General features: G+C 71.6%; 20 protein-coding genes. 8 read left to right on the top strand and 12 right to left on the bottom strand.

The features are described from left to right. Position 1: 1 nt before the first annotated feature. The 4 genes from ACFYZJ_RS08660 to tuf all read right to left on the bottom strand — a co-directional run bounded on the left by ACFYZJ_RS08660 (position 2) and on the right by tuf (position 3531). Positions 2-661, bottom strand: a complete 660-nt coding sequence (locus ACFYZJ_RS08660; protein ID WP_388564557.1) for a DedA family protein — start codon at positions 659-661, stop codon at positions 2-4. A 240-nt stretch (positions 662-901) separates the two neighbouring features. Next, positions 902-1339 (bottom strand): DUF4442 domain-containing protein, encoded by a 438-nt coding sequence (locus ACFYZJ_RS08665; protein WP_388564559.1) that lies wholly within the window; start codon positions 1337-1339, stop codon positions 902-904. 107 nt (positions 1340-1446) lie between these two features. Further along, positions 1447-2292 (bottom strand): spermidine synthase, encoded by an 846-nt coding sequence (locus tag ACFYZJ_RS08670; RefSeq protein ID WP_388564351.1) that lies wholly within the window; start codon positions 2290-2292, stop codon positions 1447-1449. A 60-nt stretch (positions 2293-2352) separates the two neighbouring features. Next, positions 2353-3531 carry an elongation factor Tu gene (tuf, locus tag ACFYZJ_RS08675; RefSeq protein ID WP_388564354.1) on the bottom strand — a complete coding sequence of 393 codons (1179 nt, stop codon included), beginning with the start codon at positions 3529-3531 and terminating at the stop codon, positions 2353-2355. Positions 3532-3871: 340 nt separating this feature from the next. Here tuf and ACFYZJ_RS08680 point away from each other — a divergent pair, with 340 nt between their 5' ends. Further along, a complete protein-coding gene (locus ACFYZJ_RS08680) occupies positions 3872-4654 on the top strand; it encodes a TVP38/TMEM64 family protein (RefSeq protein ID WP_388564357.1) in 783 nt (260 codons plus the stop codon). A 50-nt stretch (positions 4655-4704) separates the two neighbouring features. Here ACFYZJ_RS08680 and ACFYZJ_RS08685 read toward each other — a convergent pair whose 3' ends face one another. Further along, complete coding sequence (locus ACFYZJ_RS08685) at positions 4705-5874, bottom strand: thiolase family protein (protein ID WP_388564360.1); 1170 nt, start codon at positions 5872-5874, stop codon at positions 4705-4707. Between the two features lie 115 nt (positions 5875-5989). Between ACFYZJ_RS08685 and ACFYZJ_RS08690 the strand changes: the two genes are divergently transcribed. Further along, positions 5990-6460, top strand: coding sequence for a winged helix-turn-helix transcriptional regulator (locus ACFYZJ_RS08690; protein WP_388564363.1), 471 nt, complete (start codon positions 5990-5992; stop codon positions 6458-6460). A 6-nt stretch (positions 6461-6466) separates the two neighbouring features. On the opposite strand, the gene ACFYZJ_RS08695 is transcribed toward ACFYZJ_RS08690, so the two are convergent. From ACFYZJ_RS08695 to ACFYZJ_RS08705, 3 genes are read right to left on the bottom strand one after another with little or no spacing between them, the layout of a single operon-like run. Beyond that, complete coding sequence (locus tag ACFYZJ_RS08695) at positions 6467-7189, bottom strand: cupin domain-containing protein (RefSeq protein ID WP_388564365.1); 723 nt, start codon at positions 7187-7189, stop codon at positions 6467-6469. Beyond that, positions 7183-8112 (bottom strand): PmoA family protein, encoded by a 930-nt coding sequence (locus ACFYZJ_RS08700; RefSeq protein WP_388564367.1) that lies wholly within the window; start codon positions 8110-8112, stop codon positions 7183-7185. The genes ACFYZJ_RS08695 and ACFYZJ_RS08700 overlap by 7 nt, the downstream gene beginning before the upstream one ends. Next, positions 8109-9377, bottom strand: coding sequence for a Gfo/Idh/MocA family protein (locus ACFYZJ_RS08705; protein WP_388564370.1), 1269 nt, complete (start codon positions 9375-9377; stop codon positions 8109-8111). The genes ACFYZJ_RS08700 and ACFYZJ_RS08705 overlap by 4 nt, the downstream gene beginning before the upstream one ends. Positions 9378-9728: 351 nt before the next feature. Between ACFYZJ_RS08705 and ACFYZJ_RS08710 the strand changes: the two genes are divergently transcribed. Next, positions 9729-10604, top strand: a complete 876-nt coding sequence (locus ACFYZJ_RS08710; protein WP_388564373.1) for an undecaprenyl-diphosphate phosphatase — start codon at positions 9729-9731, stop codon at positions 10602-10604. Positions 10605-10847: 243 nt separating this feature from the next. Here the strand turns inward: ACFYZJ_RS08710 and ACFYZJ_RS08715 are convergent, their stop codons facing one another. After that, complete coding sequence (locus ACFYZJ_RS08715; protein ID WP_388564376.1) at positions 10848-11465, bottom strand: TetR/AcrR family transcriptional regulator C-terminal domain-containing protein; 618 nt, start codon at positions 11463-11465, stop codon at positions 10848-10850. A 66-nt stretch (positions 11466-11531) separates the two neighbouring features. On the opposite strand from ACFYZJ_RS08715, the gene ACFYZJ_RS08720 reads away from it, so the two are divergent. Both ACFYZJ_RS08720 and ACFYZJ_RS08725 read left to right on the top strand, forming a co-directional pair. Further along, positions 11532-12794, top strand: a complete 1263-nt coding sequence (locus ACFYZJ_RS08720) for a beta-ketoacyl-[acyl-carrier-protein] synthase family protein (RefSeq protein ID WP_388564378.1) — start codon at positions 11532-11534, stop codon at positions 12792-12794. Between the two features lie 178 nt (positions 12795-12972). Continuing rightward, a complete protein-coding gene (locus ACFYZJ_RS08725) occupies positions 12973-13152 on the top strand; it encodes a hypothetical protein (RefSeq protein WP_388564381.1) in 180 nt (59 codons plus the stop codon). Between the two features lie 44 nt (positions 13153-13196). Here the strand turns inward: ACFYZJ_RS08725 and ACFYZJ_RS08730 are convergent, their stop codons facing one another. Further along, entirely contained in the window at positions 13197-13937 is a 741-nt protein-coding gene (locus ACFYZJ_RS08730; RefSeq protein WP_388564384.1) for an SDR family oxidoreductase, read from the bottom strand. Between the two features lie 283 nt (positions 13938-14220). On the opposite strand from ACFYZJ_RS08730, the gene ACFYZJ_RS08735 reads away from it, so the two are divergent. The 3 genes from ACFYZJ_RS08735 to lnt all read left to right on the top strand — a co-directional run bounded on the left by ACFYZJ_RS08735 (position 14221) and on the right by lnt (position 17157). Then, entirely contained in the window at positions 14221-14880 is a 660-nt protein-coding gene (locus ACFYZJ_RS08735; protein ID WP_388564386.1) for a hypothetical protein, read from the top strand. 120 nt (positions 14881-15000) lie between these two features. Continuing rightward, positions 15001-15483, top strand: a complete 483-nt coding sequence (locus ACFYZJ_RS08740) for a nuclear transport factor 2 family protein (protein ID WP_388564389.1) — start codon at positions 15001-15003, stop codon at positions 15481-15483. Positions 15484-15558: 75 nt separating this feature from the next. Continuing rightward, positions 15559-17157: an apolipoprotein N-acyltransferase gene (gene lnt, locus ACFYZJ_RS08745; protein WP_388564392.1), complete on the top strand. Its 1599-nt coding sequence runs from the start codon at positions 15559-15561 to the stop codon at positions 17155-17157. On the opposite strand, the gene ACFYZJ_RS08750 is transcribed toward lnt, so the two are convergent. Both ACFYZJ_RS08750 and ACFYZJ_RS08755 read right to left on the bottom strand, forming a co-directional pair. Beyond that, complete coding sequence (locus ACFYZJ_RS08750; protein WP_388564394.1) at positions 17075-17986, bottom strand: Gfo/Idh/MocA family protein; 912 nt, start codon at positions 17984-17986, stop codon at positions 17075-17077. The two genes, lnt and ACFYZJ_RS08750, sit on opposite strands and share 83 nt — an antisense overlap. Next, complete coding sequence (locus tag ACFYZJ_RS08755; RefSeq protein WP_388564397.1) at positions 17983-19179, bottom strand: FAD-dependent monooxygenase; 1197 nt, start codon at positions 19177-19179, stop codon at positions 17983-17985. The genes ACFYZJ_RS08750 and ACFYZJ_RS08755 overlap by 4 nt, the downstream gene beginning before the upstream one ends. Between the last annotated feature and the right edge of the window lie 38 nt (positions 19180-19217).

The raw sequence follows: 19217 nt of genomic DNA on the forward strand, positions 1-19217 counted from the left end.
CTCACTCGGAGGCCGGCACGGTCTCCGGTTCCGTCTCCTGCGTCCCCGCCGCCGCCCTGCTCGCCTTGCCCGCCTTGCGCTTCACGATCAGCATCGAGACGAGGCCGATCAGCACCGCGGCCACCAGCCCGAGGTAGGAGAACTTCTTCAGCCAGGACTCGGCGACGACACCCACGTAGTAGATGACCGCGGTCGTGCCGCCCGCCCAGACCACGCCGCCCAGGAGGTTCGCGGTCAGGAACTTCCAGTACGGCATCCGCAGCACCCCGGCGAGCGGACCGGCGAAGATCCGCAGCAGGGCGACGAACCGGCCGAAGAAGACCGCCCACATGCCCCACTTCTCGAAGGACCGCTCGGCGGTCGCGACATGGCCTTCGCCGAAGTGCTTGGGGAACTTCCTCCCGAGCCAGGCGAGCAGTGGTCGGCCGCCCTTGCGGCCGATCGCATAGCCGATGGAGTCGCCGACGACGGCGCCGAGGCTCGCGCAGGCCGCCAGGACCACCGGGTTGACGGAGCCGTGCTGGGAGGACAGCAGGGCCGCCGACACCAGGACGATTTCGCCCGGCAGCGGGATGCCCAGGCTCTCCAGACCGATGACCAGGGCCACTACGGCGTAGACGGCGCCCGCGGGGACCGTGTCGAGCCACTCCTGGACGTGCACCGCCGGTTCCTCCCGATTCGCGTCCTTGCCTTCCACGGCGTGCGCCCACCCGGCGGGCACGGCACACGCCGTGAAGCCTACCGGCTCGACCGGATGTGCCGCCGTCCCGGAGATCGCACCGGTGGTCGTGTGCGAATGTGGCGCTCAGGGTGTTCCCGTGTGTCAGGTGACGCGGAAGGAAGGGCCCCGCCAGGGGTGCGGGGCCGGCCGGGGCGCTTCGCGGTACGGCGGCGTGCGGCGTCAGCCGTTGGGGCGCAGGGTCCAGACGACCGTCATCTCGCCGGTGACGGCGCCGTCCTCGCGCTGGATGGCGATGGAGACGGGGAACTCGGGGCGTAGACCGGCGTCCAGCTCGGCGACGATCTCGGCGACGGGGCGGCCGAGGGTGGCGGTCGCGGTGACCGGCCCCATCGCCAGCTTCTTGTAGGCGATCTCGGCGCTCACGGCGAGCGGCACGGCCCGCGACAGCTGCTCCCCGAACGCGGCCAGCACGATCGCGCCACTCGCCGACTCCCCGAGCGTGAACATCGCTCCGGCGTGCGGCCCGCCGACGTGGTTGTGGAAGTCGCTCCGGTCCGGCAGGGCCACCACGGCCTTCTCCGGGGTGGTCTCCAGGAACTCCAGGTTCAGAGTCCTGGCCATCGGCACCGTGGCGGCGAGCATCTCGCCGATCGACATCTGGTCTGCGCTCATGAGCGGCATGTTACCCATGAGTAGCGACGGCGGGAAGGAGGCCGGCCCCACACCTTCCGGTCCTGGCCCGCGACACCGGGCGCAGCGCCCGGTCAGCCGATGCTGAAGGCTCCGTCGGGAGGTTCTGGCGACGGGACGGCGTTCTCGTCGTGCACCGGCCCGGCGCCGGCCATGAAGGCCCGTAGCGCCGCGCCGTGTTCGACGCGGGCCGGGAACGCGTCGGCAGCGGATCGGCGGGCGAGCGGGGCCGTGTCCAGCGGCCGGTGCGCACCGATGAGCACGGCGTTGCCGAAGCGGCGGCCGCGCAGCACCGCAGGCTCGGCGATCAGCACGAGTTCCTGGAACACCGTGGCGAACGTGGCGAGTTGGGAGCGCAGGAAGGCGAAGGGCGCGGCATCGGCGAGGTTCGCCAGATAGACGCCGTCCGGGCGCAGCGCCCGCTCGGCGGCGCGCGCGTACGCCACCGTCGTGAGGTGGGCGGGGACGCGGGAGCCGCCGAAGACGTCCGCGATCACGATGTCGGCCGAGGACGGAGGGGCGGCCTCCAGCCAGGCACGGGCGTCGGCCGCGTGCAGGGTGACGCCGGAACCGGCGGGCAGCGGCAGGTGCTCCACGACGAGGTCCAGCAGGCCCCGGTCGGCCTCGACCACGTCCTGCCGTGAGCCGGGTCTGGTCGCCGCGACGTAGCGCGGCAAGGTGAGCGCGCCCCCGCCGAGATGGACCACGTCCAGCGCCCGCCCGGGTTCCGCGACCGTGTCCAGCACATGGCCGAGCCGTCGCGCGTACTCGAACTCCAGGTGTGTCGGGGCGTCCAGATCGACGTACGACTGCGGCGCCCCGTCGACCGTGAGGAGCCAGGCCCGCTCGCGATCGACATCGGGCATCAGCTTGGCGGTGCCGTGGTCGGTGGTACGGGTGACGGGTATGGGCTCGCTCACGGCTCCATTGTGCGGGTGCGGGAAGAGCGCGGCCTCCCCGCACCCGCTCGGCCGGCACCGTCAGACGACGGACGTCACCGTGCCGGCACCGATCGTCCGGCCACCCTCGCGGATCGCGAACCCGAGCCCCGGCTCCAGCGGGACCTCACGGCCCAGCTCCACCGTCATCGTGACCGTGTCACCGGGGCGGGCGACGGCCGTCTCCCCGAGGTCGACATCCCCGACGACATCGGCGGTACGGATGTAGAACTGCGGTCGGTAACCGGTCGACACCGGCGTCGTACGACCGCCCTCGCGGGCCGACAGCACGTACACCCGCGCCGTGAAACGCCGACTCGGCACCACGCTGCCGGGCGCCGCGACGACGTGCCCGCGACGTACCCCGTCGCGCGGCACCCCGCGCAGCAGCAGCGCCACGTTGTCCCCCGCCTGTGCCTCGTCCATGGGCTTGCCGAAGGTCTCCAGACCGGTGACCACCGTCTCCACCTCGGCGCCGAGCACCTCGACCCGGTCGCCGACCCGGATCCGGCCGCGCTCGACGGCGCCGGTGACGACCGTGCCGCGGCCGGTGATGGTGAGCACGTTCTCCACCGGCAGGAGGAACGGCGCGTCCACGTACCGCTCGGGCATGGGCACATACGTGTCCACCGCGTCGAGCAGCGCGTCGATCGCCGCGGTCCACCGCGGGTCGCCCTCAAGGGCCTTGAGTCCGGAGACGCGCACGACCGGTACGGATTCCCCCGGATAGCCCTGCTCGGTGAGCAGGTCGCGGACCTCCAACTCGACGAGGTCGGTGAGCTCGTCGTCGCCCGCGTCGGCCTTGTTGAGCGCGACCACGATGTGGTCGACGCCCACCTGCCGGGCGAGCAGCACGTGTTCGGCGGTCTGCGGCATGATTCCGTCGAGCGCGGAGACGACGAGGATCGCCCCGTCGAGCTGCGCGGCCCCGGTGACCATGTTCTTGACGTAGTCGGCGTGGCCCGGCATGTCCACGTGCGCGTAGTGCCGGGTGTCGGTCTCGTACTCGACGTGCGCGATGTTGATGGTGATGCCGCGCGCCGCCTCCTCCGGGGCGCGGTCGATCCGGTCGAACGGCACGTATCGGGTGCTGCCGCCGTTGCCGCGCTCGGCGAGGACCTTGGTGATGGCGGCGGTCAAAGTGGTCTTGCCGTGGTCGACGTGGCCCATGGTGCCGATGTTCAGGTGCGGTTTGGTGCGCACGTATGCCGTCTTGGGCATGGCTGTACCTCGTAGCCTCTCGAAAGAAAGCGGGGACCCCCAAGGACTCGCCGACCCTCCCCCTGCGGGGTCCGCCGGACGATCCGGGAAGGGTCAGCTTCGGGCGCCGTCGACAGCGGCCACGAGGATGAGGACGGCAGCCTTCGGGGCATCCGCTGCGGCGGATGCTGCGAGGACGAAGGCGTACCGGAACATGTCGTAGAGCATCGCCGAAGGGCCCACTCACGTCGAATGGTTTTCCGGGCGGGGCGAGTTCGGCGGGACGACGGCTGCCGGAACCAGTGACCCCGCGAGACGAACCATACGGCGATCACACACATGGTCCGGTTACTGTCGACGGATGCTCGATGCCACCACCCGCTCTGGGGGCACCGCCACCGCCACGGCCTCTCCCCGGGCCGCCGCAACGGAGCTCACCGCGCCACCGGCCGCCGCCGTCGCACCGCTCGGATTCACGGCCCGCTGCACCAGACTGCTGCTGTCGCCCTGGGCGCGCCTGTTCCTGCTCGTCGTGCTGCTCACGGCGGCGGCTTCGTGTGTGCTGGCGTTCGAGCCGCAAAGACTGCTGGCGCACGGCCGGCCACCGCAGCTCGGAGGTGCCGCGGCGGCCGTCGTCTTCGCGGTGGCGTACGGGTTGTGCACGGTCGCGTTCGTGCCGCGCCCGTTGTTGAACCTGGCGGCGGGCACTGTGTTCGGCTCGCAGCTCGGCACGGGCGCGGCCCTCGCGGGCACCGTGCTCGGGGCCGGGATCGCGTTCGGGCTGGGCCGGGTGCTCGGGCAGGACGCGCTGCGCCCGCTGCTGCGCGGGCGCTGGCTGAGGGCGGCGGACGGACAGCTCAGCCGACACGGCTTCCGCTCGATGATGGCGGCCCGGCTGTTCCCGGGGGTGCCGTTCTCGGCGGCCAACTACTGTGCGGCCGTCTCCCGGATGCGCTGGGCGCCGTTCCTCCTCGCGACGGCTCTGGGGTCGGTCCCGAACACCGCCGCGTACGTCGTCGCCGGCGCCCGCGCCGCGAGGCCGACCTCCCCTGCCTTCCTGATCGCGCTCGGCTTCATCGCCGTACCGGCGGTGGCGGGCGCGGTGGTGGCCTGGCGGAAGCGCCACCACCTCAGGCGCGTCTAGACGCCTCTGGACCGCTTGTAGACCGCCGCCGGCCCGCTTCTAGATCGCTTCTAGACCGCTTCGAGGATCATCGCGTTGGCGAGGCCGCCCGCCTCGCACATCGTCTGCAGGCCGTAACGGGCGCCGCGCGCGCGGAGTGCGTGCACGAGCGTCGTCGTGAGGCGGGTGCCGCTCGCGCCCAACGGGTGGCCGACGGCGATGGCCCCGCCGTGCACGTTGACTTTCGCCGGATCGGCGCCCGTCTCCTGCTGCCAGGCCAGAACCACCGAGGAGAAGGCCTCGTTCACCTCGAACAGGTCGATGTCGTCGAGCGTGAGCCCCGCCCTGCGCAGCACCTTCTCGGTGGCCGGGATGACCCCGGTGAGCATCAGCACGGGGTCGGATCCGGTGACCGCGAAGCTGTGCAGGCGGGCGAGCGGGCGCAGTCCGAGGCGGGCCGCGGTCTCGCTGGAGGTGATCAGTACGGCGGAGGCGCCGTCGTTGATGGGGCTCGCGTTGCCGGCGGTGACGTTCCACTCGATCTGCGGGAACCGTTCGGCGAACGCCGGGTCGTAGTAGGCGGGTTTGAGCCCGGCGAGGATCTCGGTCGTGCTGCCGGGGCGGATGCACTCATCACGCGTGAGGCCCTCCAGGGGAGCCGTCTCCGCGTCGAACAGCCCGGCGTCCCAGGCCGCCGCCGCCTTGCGGTGCGAGGAGACGGCGAAAGCGTCCATCTGCTCCCGCCCGATCGACCACTTGGCGGCGATCAGCTCGGCGCTGACGCCCTGCGGAACCAGGCCTTCCGGGTAGCGCTCGGCGACCCCGGGGCCGAAGGGATCCTTCCCGGCGGGCACGTTGGACCACATCGGGACGCGGCTCATGGACTCCACGCCACAGGCCACGACGATGTCGTACGCGCCCGACATCACGCCCTGGGCGGCGAAGTGCACGGCCTGCTGGGACGAACCGCACTGGCGGTCCACGGTGGTCGCGGGCACCGTCTCCGGGAAACCGGCGGACAGGACGGCGTACCGGGTGGTGTTCATGGCCTGCTCGCCGACCTGGTCGACGGTGCCGCCGATGACGTCGTCGATGAGCGCCGGGTCGACGCCGGAGCGCTCGACGAGGGTGCGCAGGGTGTGCGCGAGGAGCTCCACGGGATGGACGTGGGCGAGGGCGCCGTTCGGCTTGCCCTTGCCCACCGGGGTGCGTACGGCTTCGACGATGACGGCGTCACGCATGGTGCGGGCCTCCTTGCCCGGCGGGTGCCGGTGCGGCGATTACCGGTGAGTAGGAAATCTGGACCCACCATAACGCGCGGGGTTGGGAAATCAAACCCTGCCCTAGACTGTGCGTATGGCCGCTTCCAGAGACCCGCGCCCCTGCTCGATCGCCGACACCCTGGCCCTGGTCGGCGAGAAGTACTCCCTGCTGGTCCTGCGCGAGGTGTGCCTCGGCAACCGACGCTTCGACCAGCTCGTGCGCAACATCGGCGCACCGCGCGACATCCTGGCCGCACGGCTGAAGCGTCTGGTGGAGGCGGGGATCCTGACGAAGAAGCTGTACAGCGAGCGCCCCCAGCGCTACGAGTACCGGGCCACGCCGGCCGGCCTGGAACTGGAGCCGGTCCTGATGACCCTCAAGGAATGGGGCGACCGCCATCTGAGGGAAGACGGCGATCGCCCCATGGTGATCGAACACAGCTGCGGCAACGAACTCGTCCCGGTCGTCACCTGCTCCGCCTGCGGGGAGGAAGTCCGCCACGAGGACCTCACGGCGCACCCGCAGGCGCCGGGCTGGACGGTGTCCGGCCCCGCCGCTGCGTAGACCTGCCTACACGGTCCCCTTGTACACGTCGAGCCGCCCGCACATCCCGAACTTCCCGTAGGCGGACGGCTGTTCGGCGCGTGCGACGGCGTCGGCGAGGTGGGAGGCGTCGCCGTGCTCCAGGCGGTCGAGCTGGTCACCGGTGGCCGCGGCGGCGGCCCGCGCACCCCGTTCCCAGCGCTCGCGCCACTCGGCAAGCCGCGGCCGGACGAGCGCGGCGGCGGCCCGGTGGAAGGCGGCGAGCGGCTCCGGGCCGGCCGCGTCGCGCAGCGTCCGGTAGCCCTCCAGGGCAAGGTCGCGACGGGCCCGGGCGATCCGCTCCTGCTCCTCCTCGGGGGCGTCGGCCGGGATCACGGTCGCGGCGGCGTACGTCTCCGGGTCGGTCAGGTACCGCGGGGGCAGGGTCAGGACGGCGTCACCCGCCTCCGGCAGCCCGTTGTTCTGCATGAGGACGGTGATGCGCAGATCGTCCTCGTTGACCAGCCGGTGGATGGTGCCCGGAGTGAACCAGGCGACGGTGCCGGGCTCCAGCGGGGTGACCTCGTACCCGGACGTCGTCAGCGTCTGCACGGCACCGCGCCCGCCCGTGACCACGTACGCCTCCGAGCAGGTCAGGTGCATGTGGGGGGTGCCGCCGCACACCCCGTCGCTCGCCGGCCAGTCGTAGACGGACAGGTGCGAGACGGCGACGGCGCCCGGCAGCCCCGTGAACTCTGCTGCGCTCACCACGGATGCTCCTCGAGGTACTTGGCGACCTCTTCACGCTCCCACGCGCCGTCCGCGACCACGACCCGGTAGCGGCGCCGCAGCGTGTCGCCCGGGGCCAGCTCCAGCTCGTCGTAGAACGCCCAGGAGGGGGCGACGGCGGCGAAGGGGTCGTTGCGGACGAACCAGTGGGCGGGGTGGGCGCCCCGCTCGCCGAGGTGGTCGTTCTCGGGGGCGTGCGCGAAGACCAGGGTGGCGTGCCCGTCGGTGCCGTCGTGCTCGCCCGAGTACGCGAGCCAGGGGGCCTGGCGCCCCATCAGCCCTGGGCCTTCCACGTCGGGCGCGACGACCCGTCCGTCGCGGAAGGCGCGCGGCCCGCGCCAGAACAGGCCCGTGTAGCCGGCCATCTCCCGGCCGGCCGTCGTCGGGCTGCCGAAGAACAGTGGCTCGTCGCGGCGGTTGGTGATCGCGGAGGTCCAGGTCAGCGCCCAGCTCCGGGAGGGGAGGTCGACGTCGTGCACCTCGATACGGCGCTCCTCCTCGGCCCACAGCTCGCCGGTGTACGGGTGCCAGGTGAGCCGCTCGGCGATCACCGCTCGGTCGCCGTCCGCGTCGACGTCGTCGAAGGCGACGTGCGCCATGGAGCCGACGCGCTCCGGCAGCTCCAGGTAGCCCTCGCCGGGCACATAGGTGTTGCCGCCCCACAGGTTCTGCCCGGACAGGTGTGAGGCGGTCAGCTGCAGGCCCTTGTGCCAGCGGTGGTCGTTGGGCCGGTAGTCGGTGACGACGTCACCGGCGAGCGTACGGATCGGGTGCAGATACGGCTTGGGCGCCTCCCAGGCCGCCTCGGGGCCGTACACGTAGGAGAGGAGTTCGACACCGGTCGTCGGTTCGGTGAGCGTGATGCGGTCGCCGTGCGCGTGCACGATGCGCAGGGTCGCGGTCATGCGGACACCTCCTCGCTCGGCGTCACCGAGGACGCCTCCGCCACCACCGGCGCCCAGCCGGGCGCCCCTCCGTGCAGGGCCGTGTAGTACGGGTCCCCGGGGCCGATCTCCCCGGCGCGGACGGTCGTGTCGGTGAACGCCGACTTGTACAGCGCGGTGATCAGCTCCAGGCTGGTCCGCCCGTCGGCGCCGCTGCTGCGCGGCCGCTCGCCCGCGCGCATGCTCGCGACCAGCTCGCGCAGCTGCTCCAGGTGCGAGCTCGGCACGTCCTCGCCGAAGTCCCGCCAGGCCTCGGCCTCCTTCTCGGGCACGTCGGGGGCCGGGGTGATGCGCCAGTTGTCGTTGCTGTGCCCGTACAGGTGCTTGAGTTCCACGGTCGCGCGCTCGCAGTCGATGCGGATGCGGCTGACCTCGTCCGGGCTGAGCACGCTGTTCACGATCGTCGCGAGAGCGCCGTTCTCGAACCGCACGAGCGCCGTCGACACGTCCTCCGTCTCCACGTCGTGGACCAGGCGCCCGGCCATGGCCCGCACCTCGCTCCACGGCCCGAGCAGGTCGAGCAGGAGGTCCATCTGGTGGATCCCGTGGCCCATGGCCGGGCCTCCGCCCTCGGTATGCCAGCGGCCGCGCCAGGGCACGGCGTAGTAGGCGGCGTTGCGGTACCAGGTCGTCTGACAGTGCGCGACCAGCGGGCGGCCCAGGGCCTGCTCCGCGAGCAGCCGCCGCACGTGCCGGGAGCCGGAGCCGAAGCGGTGTTGGAAGACGATCGCCGCGTACGGGCCGCCGTCCGTGCCCTCCTCCGCCTCCACGGCGTCGAAGTCGGCCAGCGTCGGCACCGGCGGCTTTTCGCACCACACCCAGGCGCCGGCCCGCAACGCGGCGATGGTCTGCTCCCGGTGCAGGGTCGGCGGCGTACAGATGCTGACCAGGTCGGGCCGCTGCTCCTCCAGCATCTGGTGGAGGTCGGTGTACGCGTGCGGGATGCCGCCCTCCGCGCAGAAGCGCTCGACCGCCTCGGCGTCGATGTCGACCGCGGCCACGATCTCGGTCTCGCCCTCCTCGGCGAGACCGGCCAGCGCGGACAGGTGGGAACGCGCGATGCCGCCCGTGCCGACGATCGCGGCCTTGATACGGCGGCCTGCGTACGGGGGCAACGGGCGGTCCGCGCGGGGCTTGGGGATCACGGCTCGGTGCGGGTTCGGGTCGGGCGTGCTCTGTGGACTTGTGGCATCGTCGGTGGCGGACGCGTGGTGGTCTGTGGGCATGAACGTGATCAGCGCTCCATCGGACGTGACGTCTGACGTTGGCCAACGCGTGTTGACTCCCGAGGACCCGGGGGGCAGCAAGCGCTTTCCCTGCGCTTGAACGTAAGCGGCGCCCGACTGGCCGGTCAACACCACGGACGTGTGACGTTCACCCAGGACACGAGGCCTGCCCGCGCGGCGATCCACCGGTCCGCACCAAGCGCAGGCAAAGCCCCGGTGATGGCATCGTCATGTCGGGACGCTACGCTGCCCACCACACTCGCTCACCGGCTGTGCCCAGGTCCTGCGGCATGCCGCGGCTCGGTGTGCCCGTCGTCGCCTCAACGATCAGCTCTTGGACCGCATCACGTCATGTCTTGGCTTGAATCCCTCATCCTCGGGCTCGTCCAGGGGCTGACCGAGTTCCTCCCCGTCTCCTCCAGCGCGCACCTGCGGCTGACCGCGGCCTTCGCGGGCTGGAAGGACCCGGGGGCGGCCTTCACCGCGATCACGCAGATCGGCACGGAGTCCGCGGTGCTGATCTACTTCCGCAAGGACATCGCGAACATTCTCTCGGCCTGGTTCCGCTCCCTGTTCGACAAGAAGATGCGGCAGAACCAGGACGCGCGGACGGGCTGGCTGGTGATCGTCGGCTCCATACCCATCGGCGTGCTGGGCGTCACGCTCAAGGACCAGATCGAGGGTCCGTTCCGCGATCTGCGGCTCACTGCGACGATGCTGATCGTCATGGGCCTGGTCCTCGGCATCGCGGACCGCCCAGCGGCACGCGACGAGACGGGCGGTCGGCATCGGGCGCCCAAGCAGCGCAAGACGCTGCAGGACCTCGGCATCAAGGACGGCCTGATCTACGGCGCCTGCCAGGCGATGGCCCTGGTCCCCGGCGTGTCGCGCTCCGGTGCCACGATCAGCGGCGGCCTCTTCCTGGGCTACCGACGCGAGGCCGCCGCCCGCTACTCCTTCCTGCTCGCCATTCCCGCGGTGCTGGCCTCGGGGGCCTTCGAGCTCAAGGACGCGGCGGAGGCGGGGCGTGTGAGTTGGGGGCCGACGCTGTTCGCGACGGTGATCGCGTTCGTGTCGGGGTACGCGGTCATCACGTGGTTCATGAAGTTCATCTCGTCGAAGTCGTTCATGCCGTTCGTCTGGTACCGCATCGTCCTCGGTGTGGCCATCACTGCGCTGGTCAGTGGGGGTTTTCTCAGTCCGCTTGCCGCCGAATCCGCGGGGTGAGGAGGGCAGTTGATCTCTGGTTGCCGCGAGAGGTCAATCGCGGTATCCAGCCGCCCGTGCGGCCGACTTCCTCATGCCGGGCTCGCGGGGCCTGGCAGGCGCTCCCCCACCGCCTTGAGGGTGTGGGGGACCCCAGCGCGGCGTTGTCGTCACTCGCCGACTCCCCCACGCTCGAACACGCTCGCGCGGACGGGGCACCCCCATGGCCCCGCTCCTGATCCGGCCTGATCCAAACGAAAGTCCCTAGCCGCGCTCGGGTTCGTCGTGGATGGTCAATGCTCCGGCGAGGTCGAGGTCGGCGACAGTGCCGTGTGCCCCGGCGCGGACGAGCAGCACTGCGCCGAGCGCGGTGCTCCAGAACGTCCTGGCCTCCACGTCCAGCGGTCGACGGGCCCTCCAGCCGCGACCGTCGATGAGCTGGCGCACGAAGCGCTCGGATTGCCGGAACAGCAACTGGAGGTGCCGGTCGACCACGGGGGCGAGTTCAGGCTTGGAGATCCCGGCGGCGAGTGCTCGCGCGACCGATGGGAGCGAGGGCATGGCCAGCACGGCGCGGGCGATGTTGCGCCGAAATGTCGCCGCATCGGGGGCTTGGCGACCGATGCGCTCAATCCGTCGGGCGTCGTGCAGCAAGCCGAGAAAGGCGGCGTGCACGAGCAGCGAGTCCTTGGAGCCGAAGTAGTACGTGACCTGATTGGGGAAGACGCCTGCCGCGTTCGCGATCTCCGCGACGCTCACCTCGGCGCCGGGCCGCTCCTTGCAGAGCCGTGCAGTTGCCTCAATCAGCCGGCGCCTCGTCGCGCGACCGCGGTCACGCGATCGAGCCGACGTTGATCGAGCTTCGGTTCGCTTCTTCTCCACGCGCAAATTGTATGTGATACAACAATGTCTGCCCGCTTGTATCGCATACAAGAAAGGTCGAAGCGCATGCAACGGACAGAAGTCGTCGTGACCGGACTCGGCGCGATCACACCACTCGGTGCAGACGTGGAGTCCACCTGGAAGGCCCTGCTTGCCGGCGAGTCCGGCATCCGCGGCGGCGCCCTGCGAGGCCACGAGGACGCCGGCCTGCCCGACACCGTCGCGGGGACGATGGCGGTCGACCCCGCCGAGGCGCTGCCGCCGGTGCAGGCCAGGCGGCTCGACCGCTCGCAGCAGGCAGCCCTCGCCGCGGCGGCCGAAGCCTGGGCCGATGCCGGTGCCCCGCGGATCGACCCGGACCGGCTCGCATCAGCGATCGGCACAGGCATCGGTGGCGTGCAGACGCTGTTGCAGCAGGACGACGTACTGGAGGCGGCCGGGACGCGGCGGGTCTCGCCACGTACGGTCCCGATGCTCATGCCGAATGCAGCGGCGGCGCTGATCAGTATCGAATACGGCGCACGGGCCGGGGTCCACACGCCCGTCTCGGCATGCTCCTCCGGGGCCGAGGCGATCGCCCTGGGAGCCAGGCTCATCCGCGCCGGCGAGGCGGACGTGGTCATCGCTGGCGGAACCGAGGCAGCGATCACCCCGATCACCGTCGCCGGATTCGCCCAGGCACAAGCACTGTCACGGCACACCGCCGAACCCGCCTCAGCGTCACGGCCGTTCGCCGCGGACCGCAGCGGATTCGTCCTCAGTGAAGGCGCCGCTGTCGTGGTGCTCGAAAGCGCCGAGCACGCAAGCACCCGAGGCGCGCGCGTCCACGCGGTACTCGCGGGCGCCGGCATCGCCGCCGACGCTCACCACATCACGGCGCCCGCTCCCGACGGCTCCGGTCAGATCTCGGCCATGCGGAAGGCCCTGGCACAAGCCGGCTTGGCTCCCGAACAGATCAGCCACATCAACGCCCACGCCACCGGAACTCCGGTCGGCGACGTCGCCGAGGCGCACGCGATCAGGGAGGTCTTCGGCCGCGCCACCGTGACGGCCCCCAAGGCGGCCCTCGGCCATCTCTTCGGCGCGGCGGGTGCGATCGAAGCGCTCATCGCCATCCTCAGCGTGGAGCACGGCGTCATCCCGCCGACCCGCAACATCACCGCGGCCGGCGTCGGTTCCGACATCGATCTCGATGTCGTCGCAGAGCGACGAGACGTCTCCCAAGAGGCCGTACTCAGCAACTCCTTCGGCTTCGGTGGGCAGAATGTCTCACTCATCGTCACCAGCGCACGACACCAGGCGTCCCGTATGGCCTCGACCACACCATGACCCACGCGAACGCACCATTGTCCATGGAAGGTCGCCGCGGATTGATCGAGCATTGCAAGGCGTGGAAGACGACAGAATCCCCCAATCCCCCACCACGGAAAGGACCGTGACCAACCACATACCGCACGCGTAGCCGGACGGTAGCGCGCTGTCAGTCCCTGCCCCTAGGCTTGTCGGCATGTCCCCCGAACCCATGAGCCCTGGTTCCACGCGCTCTGCCGAGGACTTGAACGAGCGGATCCGCGCGCTGTGGATGCGTGCGGGTGGCTCCCTGTCGGCCGAGGAGCGCGCGGAGTACGAGCTGTTGGTCGTCGAGTGGGCGGCGGCGATACGCGGCCAGGTCATAGAGGCGGCCTGACGCGGGCCGCCGCCGCCGCGCGGAGACGGACGCCGGTCGAGACGTCACCGCCCGCCGGCCACCCTCAGCACGGCGCCCGTCGTGTACGAGGACTCCGGGGACATCAGCCAGGCGATCGCCGCAGCGATCTCCTCCGCGCGGCCGGCTCGGCCCAGCGGGATCGCCGCCGCCATCCGCCGGGGCCGGTCCGGGTCGCCCATCGCCGCGTGGATCTCGGTGTCGACCACCCCGGGCGCCACCGCGTTGACGCGGATGCCGTCCGGTCCCAGTTCCTTGGAGAGGCCCATCGTCAGGGCGTCCACCGCCGCCTTGGCCGCCGCGTAGTGGACGTACTCACCGGGACTTCCCAGCGTCGCCGCTCCCGACGAGACGTTGACGATGACACCGCTCCGGCGTGCCGCCATCTCCCGCGCGGCCCGGCGCGAACACAGCAGCGCGCCCAGGAGGTTGACCTCCACCACCCGCCGCAGAACAGCCGTGTCGGTGTCCACCAACCGACCCAACGGCCCTGTCACCCCGGCGTTGTTCACCAGACCGGTAACCGGCCCGAGAGTGTCGGCGGCCGTCTCGAAGAGCCGGTCGACGTCGGCCTCGTCGGACGTGTCCACGCGCACGGTGACACACCGCGCCCCGGCCGCCCGTACGGCCTGCGCGGTCCGCTCCGCGGCCTCGGCGTCACGGACATACCCGAGTGCCACATCGTGCCCGTCCGTCGCGAGCCGCACGCAGGTGGCGGCGCCGATCCCGCGGCTGCCGCCCGTGACCACCGTCACGGGACGTGTCATCTGTCGCCTCCCCCTGCCGAGCCGTGCCGGAGTGGATCATCCTACGCGCGCCCCCCCTACGTCCGACTCCCACCTGCCTGGCGGTCAGTTCTGCCCATGCACCCCGCCTTTGACGGAAAGACAGGCAGACGGCCACCGGTATGCGCCTGGTGCCGCGTTTACACCCGACCGGCCCCGTCGGATCACACCTTGCGCTTGTCCGATATGACAGTTATGTGCAGTGTCTATACGTTCGTCGCAGTTCGGCTGCCCGGCCGGCGTCTCTGCGACAGAAGGAAATGACATGCCCACGCGTACCTTCGCCGTGGCCGCCGCCCTAGTAGGCGCGACCGCCCTCGCCACCACCGGCATCACCTATGCATCGGCCGCCGGACCCGACGAGCCCACCCTGGCCACCAAACCGGCCGCCAAACCGGCCGTCGCGCACGTCCACCGGGCGGCCCCGCCGGTCCAGCACCCCGCTCCCGCCGCACCGGCTCCCGTCGAGAAGGGCAAGGCGGACGAGAAGCGGCACGAGGGCCGCGACGGCGGCCACGAGCGCGGCGAGGGCCACGAGCGCGGCGAGGGCCGCGGCCACGAACGCAGGCACGAGGGCAGAATCGAGTTCAACGAGCGGACGTTCCCCGCCGCCGAGGACGGCTGCATCGTCGCGGCCAGCGGGCTCGGCTCCAGCAGCTTCAGCATCTTCAACGACAGCGACAAGACCGTCGAGGTCTTCCGCGGGTTCACCTGTGACAACGGGCCCCCGGTCGCCGTCGTCGGCCCCCACGGCGACACCTTCGGGGTGGTGACCCGCACCACGCACGAGGGCTACGGTGACCAGGAGGACCACGAGGGCTTCGGCGGATTCGGGGGCCATGGGGGCTACGGCGGCTTCGGGTTCCCGGACGACGGTGTCGTGGGCAGCTTCCGGGTGGTCGGCCACCACGACGACGAGTGGTGACGGCACAGCCCGGAATACCCGACTCAAGCACCGGCCGGGGGCGGGTTCGCACGGGCCCACGTCCGAACCCGCCCCCGCACACCCCTTGGCCATGCCTCTCCCGTCCCCGACACTGAGCCGATGACCCAGCGCGTGGAGCTCGCGACCGTGATGGACCGGCTGGCCGTCGACGGACTCGTCACCGAGTACGCGGCGGCCGTGGACGACGGGGACTGGGAGGCGTACCGGGAGCTGTTCACCGGGGACGGGCGCGCCGACTACCGCTCGGCCGGCGGGATCGAGGGGGATGTCCGGCAGGTCGCCGGGTGGCTGGAGCAGACCATGCGGCTGTTCCCGATGCGCCAGCACCTGATCGTCAACCGGCGCATCCGGTTCGGGGTGCTGGAGCGGGACGTCGGCGACACGGCCCGGGTGTGGGCGGACTACGTCAATCCGATGCGCTTGGCGAGCGGGGGCGGGGACGAGGACGACGGGGCGCCGGAGCCGGACTTCGTCTGCGGAGGACGGTACGCGTTCACGTTCCTGCGCACGGACGACGGCTGGCGGCTGCGCGCGGTGGTCGTCCAGGAGAAGTGGCGCCGCACCCCACGTCCGTCCACCTGATCGGCAAACGGGCAGCCCGCGCCGCACGCAGAGGCCCCCTGTCGAAGATTCCTCCGGGGCGCGCACACTGGAGACATGATCTGGGGAGGGAAGCGCCGCATCCGGAGGCTCAGCGACTGGCTCACCTCCCGGTGGTGGCGCGGTGCCGCGGCCGTGGTCGCCGGTGCCCTGCCGATGCTCGCCTTTCCGGCGCCGTCGTGGTGGTGGTTCGCATACGTCTGCCTGGTCCCGTGGATCCTGCTCATCCGTACGGCGCCGACCGGCAAGCGGGCCGCGTACGACGGCTGGCTCGGCGGCTTCGGGTTCATGACGGCCGTGCACCACTGGCTGCTACCGAGCCTGAACGTGTTCACGTTCGTCATCGCGGCGCTGCTCGGAGCGTTGTGGGCACCCTGGGGCTGGCTGGTGCGGCGGTTCCTGGCGGAACTGCCCTCGCCAGGGCGGATCGGCGCCGCTCTGGTCGTCCTGCCATCGGGCTGGCTGATGGTGGAGCTCGTCCGTTCCTGGCAGGGGCTCGGCGGCCCATGGGGGCTGCTCGGGTCGAGCCAGTGGCAGGTGCAGCCCGCGCTGCGGCTCGCCTCGGTCGGCGGGGTGTGGCTGCTGAGCTTCCTGGTGGTGGCCGTCAACGTCGCCCTGGCGGTGCTGGTGTCCGTGCGGGAGTCGCGCCTGCCGGCCCTGGCCGGGCTGGTCGCGACGGCCGCCGTGACCTCGGCGGCCTGGGTCTGGTCGCCGCGGCCCGACATCGACGGTCGGGTGCGGATCGCGGTCGTGCAGCCCGGAATCGTGGACGGCACCGGAAGCGGCATGAAACGCTTCGCCGTGGAGGAGCGGCTGACCCGCGAACTCACCGGGCAGCACGTGGACCTGGTCGTCTGGGGTGAGAGCAGCGTCGGCTTCGACCTCGGGCAGCGGCCTGATCTGGCTCGCCGGGTCGCGGCTCTGTCCCGGCAGGTGAAGGCCGACGTTCTCGTCAACGTCGACGCCCGCCGCTCCGACCGCCCCGGCATCTACAAGAGTTCCGTGCTCATCGGCCCGGACGGTCCGACCGGCGACCGCTACGACAAGATGCGGCTCGTCCCGTTCGGCGAGTACATACCGGCGCGGTCCGTGCTCGGCTGGGCCACCTCGGTCGGCAAGGCGGCCGGCGAGGACCGCAGGCGCGGCACCGAGCAGGTGGTGATGAACGTGGGGAACGGGCTGCGCGTCGGCCCGATGGTCTGCTTCGAGTCCGCGTTCCCGGACATGAGCCGCCATCTCGCGGAGGACGGTGCGGATGTGCTGCTCGCCCAGTCGTCGACGTCGACGTTCCAGCACAGCTGGGCGCCCGAGCAGCACGCCTCGCTGGCCGCGCTGCGGGCCGCGGAGACCGGCCGCCCGATGGTGCACGCCACGCTGACCGGGGTTTCCGCCGTCTACGGTCCGAGCGGGGAACGGGTCGGCTCCTGGCTCGGCACCGACCGGAGCACGTGGGCGGTGTACGAGGTGCCGACCGCCCACGGCATCACCCCGTACGTCCGTTTCGGCGACTGGCCGGTGCACGGCGCCCTGCTGGTGATCGCCGGACTGGGTGTGGCCGAGGGACTCCGGACACTCAGGGCGCGACGGCGCGCTCCCGCACCGCGGTCACGACCCGCTCGCACAGTTCGTGTGTCGCCAGTGCGTCCCTGGCGCTGAGCACCTTGCCGGCGCGGACGGCGTCGAGGAAGGCGAGCGCCGCCTGCTCGATGCCGCGCTGACGGGCCACCGGCACCCAGTCGCCGCGCCGGCGCACGGTCGGCTGGCCCTTGTGGTCGACGATCTCGGCGAGGTTGAGCACCTGCCGCTTGGTGTCCTGTCCGGAGACCTCCAGGATCTCCTCGGCCGAACCGCTCAGCCGGTTCATCACGCCCAGCGCGGTGAATCCGTCGCCGGACAGCTGGAGCACCACGTGGTGCAGCAGCCCGCCCTCCACGCGGCCCCGCACGGTCACGTCGTCGACCGTGCCGGGCACCAGGAACCGCAGCGTGTCGACGACATGGATGAAGTCGTCGAGGATCATCGTGCGCGGCTCCTCGGGCAGTCCGACGCGGTTCTTCTGCATCAGGATCAGCTCGCGCGGATGGTCCGCGCACTGCACGTATCCGGGGGCGTAACGCCGGTTGAAGCCGACCGCGAGGCTCACGTTCCGCTCCTCCGCGAGCCGTACCAGCCGCTCGGAGTCGGCGAGTTCGTAGGCGAGCGGCTTGTCGACGTACGTCGGTATGCCCGCCCGGAGGAGGCGGGTGACGATCTCGGGGTGGGTGGTGGTGGGTGTGTGCACGAACGCGGCGTCGAGGTCCCGTGCGAGCAGCGCGTCGAGGTCGGCGTGCCTCTGCTCGTGCGGGAGGTGCAGGCTGTCGGCGACGCGGTGGAGGGTGGCGGGGGTGCGGGTCTGCAGGTGCAGGTCGACCCCCGGCTGCAGTGCGAGCACCGGCAGATAGGCCTTCTGCGCGATGTCGCCGAGTCCGATGCAGCCGACCTTCACGGGCGCTCCTGGGGGTTGCCGACGGGTGCCTGGTCCGAAGCATACGGCGGCTGCGGCGGCCGCCAGTCGGCGATGCCCTCGAAGCCGCGCAGGAGCAGGGCGGGTGCGGCCTTCGACAGCGCGGCGATCGCGGCGTTGCGTACGGCGATCCCGGCGCGGCCGCTCATCATGTTCAGGCGGGCGGTCCGGACGGCCTGGCGGGTGAGGGCGGTGGTCCGGGGCAGTCGGGCGGCCGTGTACGCGGCCAGGTCGTCGCGGTGGTGGGCGAGCACGATCGCGTCCTCGATGGCCTGGTTGCCGCCCTGGCCCAGCGTCGGGGGCATGGCGTGCGCGGCGTCGCCGAGGAGGGCGACCCTGCCGCGGTGATGGGCGGGCAGCGGCTCGGCGAGGTGGTGGACGTCGTGGCGCAGGACGTCCTCGGGACGGGCGGCGGCGAGGACGGCGGGGATCGGTTCGTGCCAGTCGCCGAACCGCCGCAGGAGTTCTGCCTTCTCGTCGTCGGGCGCGCGTTGCCCGGCGGGCACGACGGCCGCCGCGTAGGCGTATACCCGGCCGTCCTTCAGGGGATGCGTGCCCCAGATGCGGCCTCGGCCCCAGGTCTCGTGGGAGGCGAACTCGGGCCCCGGCACAGGGATCATGACGCGCCAGGTGGTGAATCCGGAGTAGACGGGCACAGGGTGGTGCGGGAACAGGATCCGGCGTACGCCGGAGTGGATGCCATCGGCGGCCACGACCAGTTCTGCTTCCAGGTCTCCGTCGGAGGTGGTGACCCGGGCCGGGCGGTCGGTTTCGCCGGGGTCTGCGAGGCTCGCCGCGGTGGCCGTGCGGATGGCGTCCGGCGGAAGCAGGGCGGCCAGGCCGTCGATGAGGGTGGCCCGGGGCAGCAGTACGAGGGGGCCGCCGAAGCGCTCGGCGGCGGCAGCGGCGCTGGTCCGGGTGAGCCAGCGGCCACCGGGGGTGCGCAGCCCGCCGTCGCCCTGCCAGGCGGCCAGGTCGCGGAGCGCGTCGCCGATACCGATGACGTCCAGGGCGCGCAGGGCGTTCGGGGCCAGCGAGATGGCCGCGCCGACCGGTTCGAGCGAGGCAGCGCGCTCCAGCACGGTGACCCGCAGCCCGCGCAGGTGCAGGGCCGCCGCGGCGGTGAGGCCACCGATGCCGCCGCCGATCACGATCGCACGCGGCTGCTGTGCCATGGCTCCTCCTCAAGTCCACGGTGCCCCTCCCCGTCACT

Source organism: Streptomyces sp. NPDC001848 (assembly GCF_042891915.1).
Classification (GTDB): Bacteria; Actinomycetota; Actinomycetes; order Streptomycetales; family Streptomycetaceae; genus Streptomyces.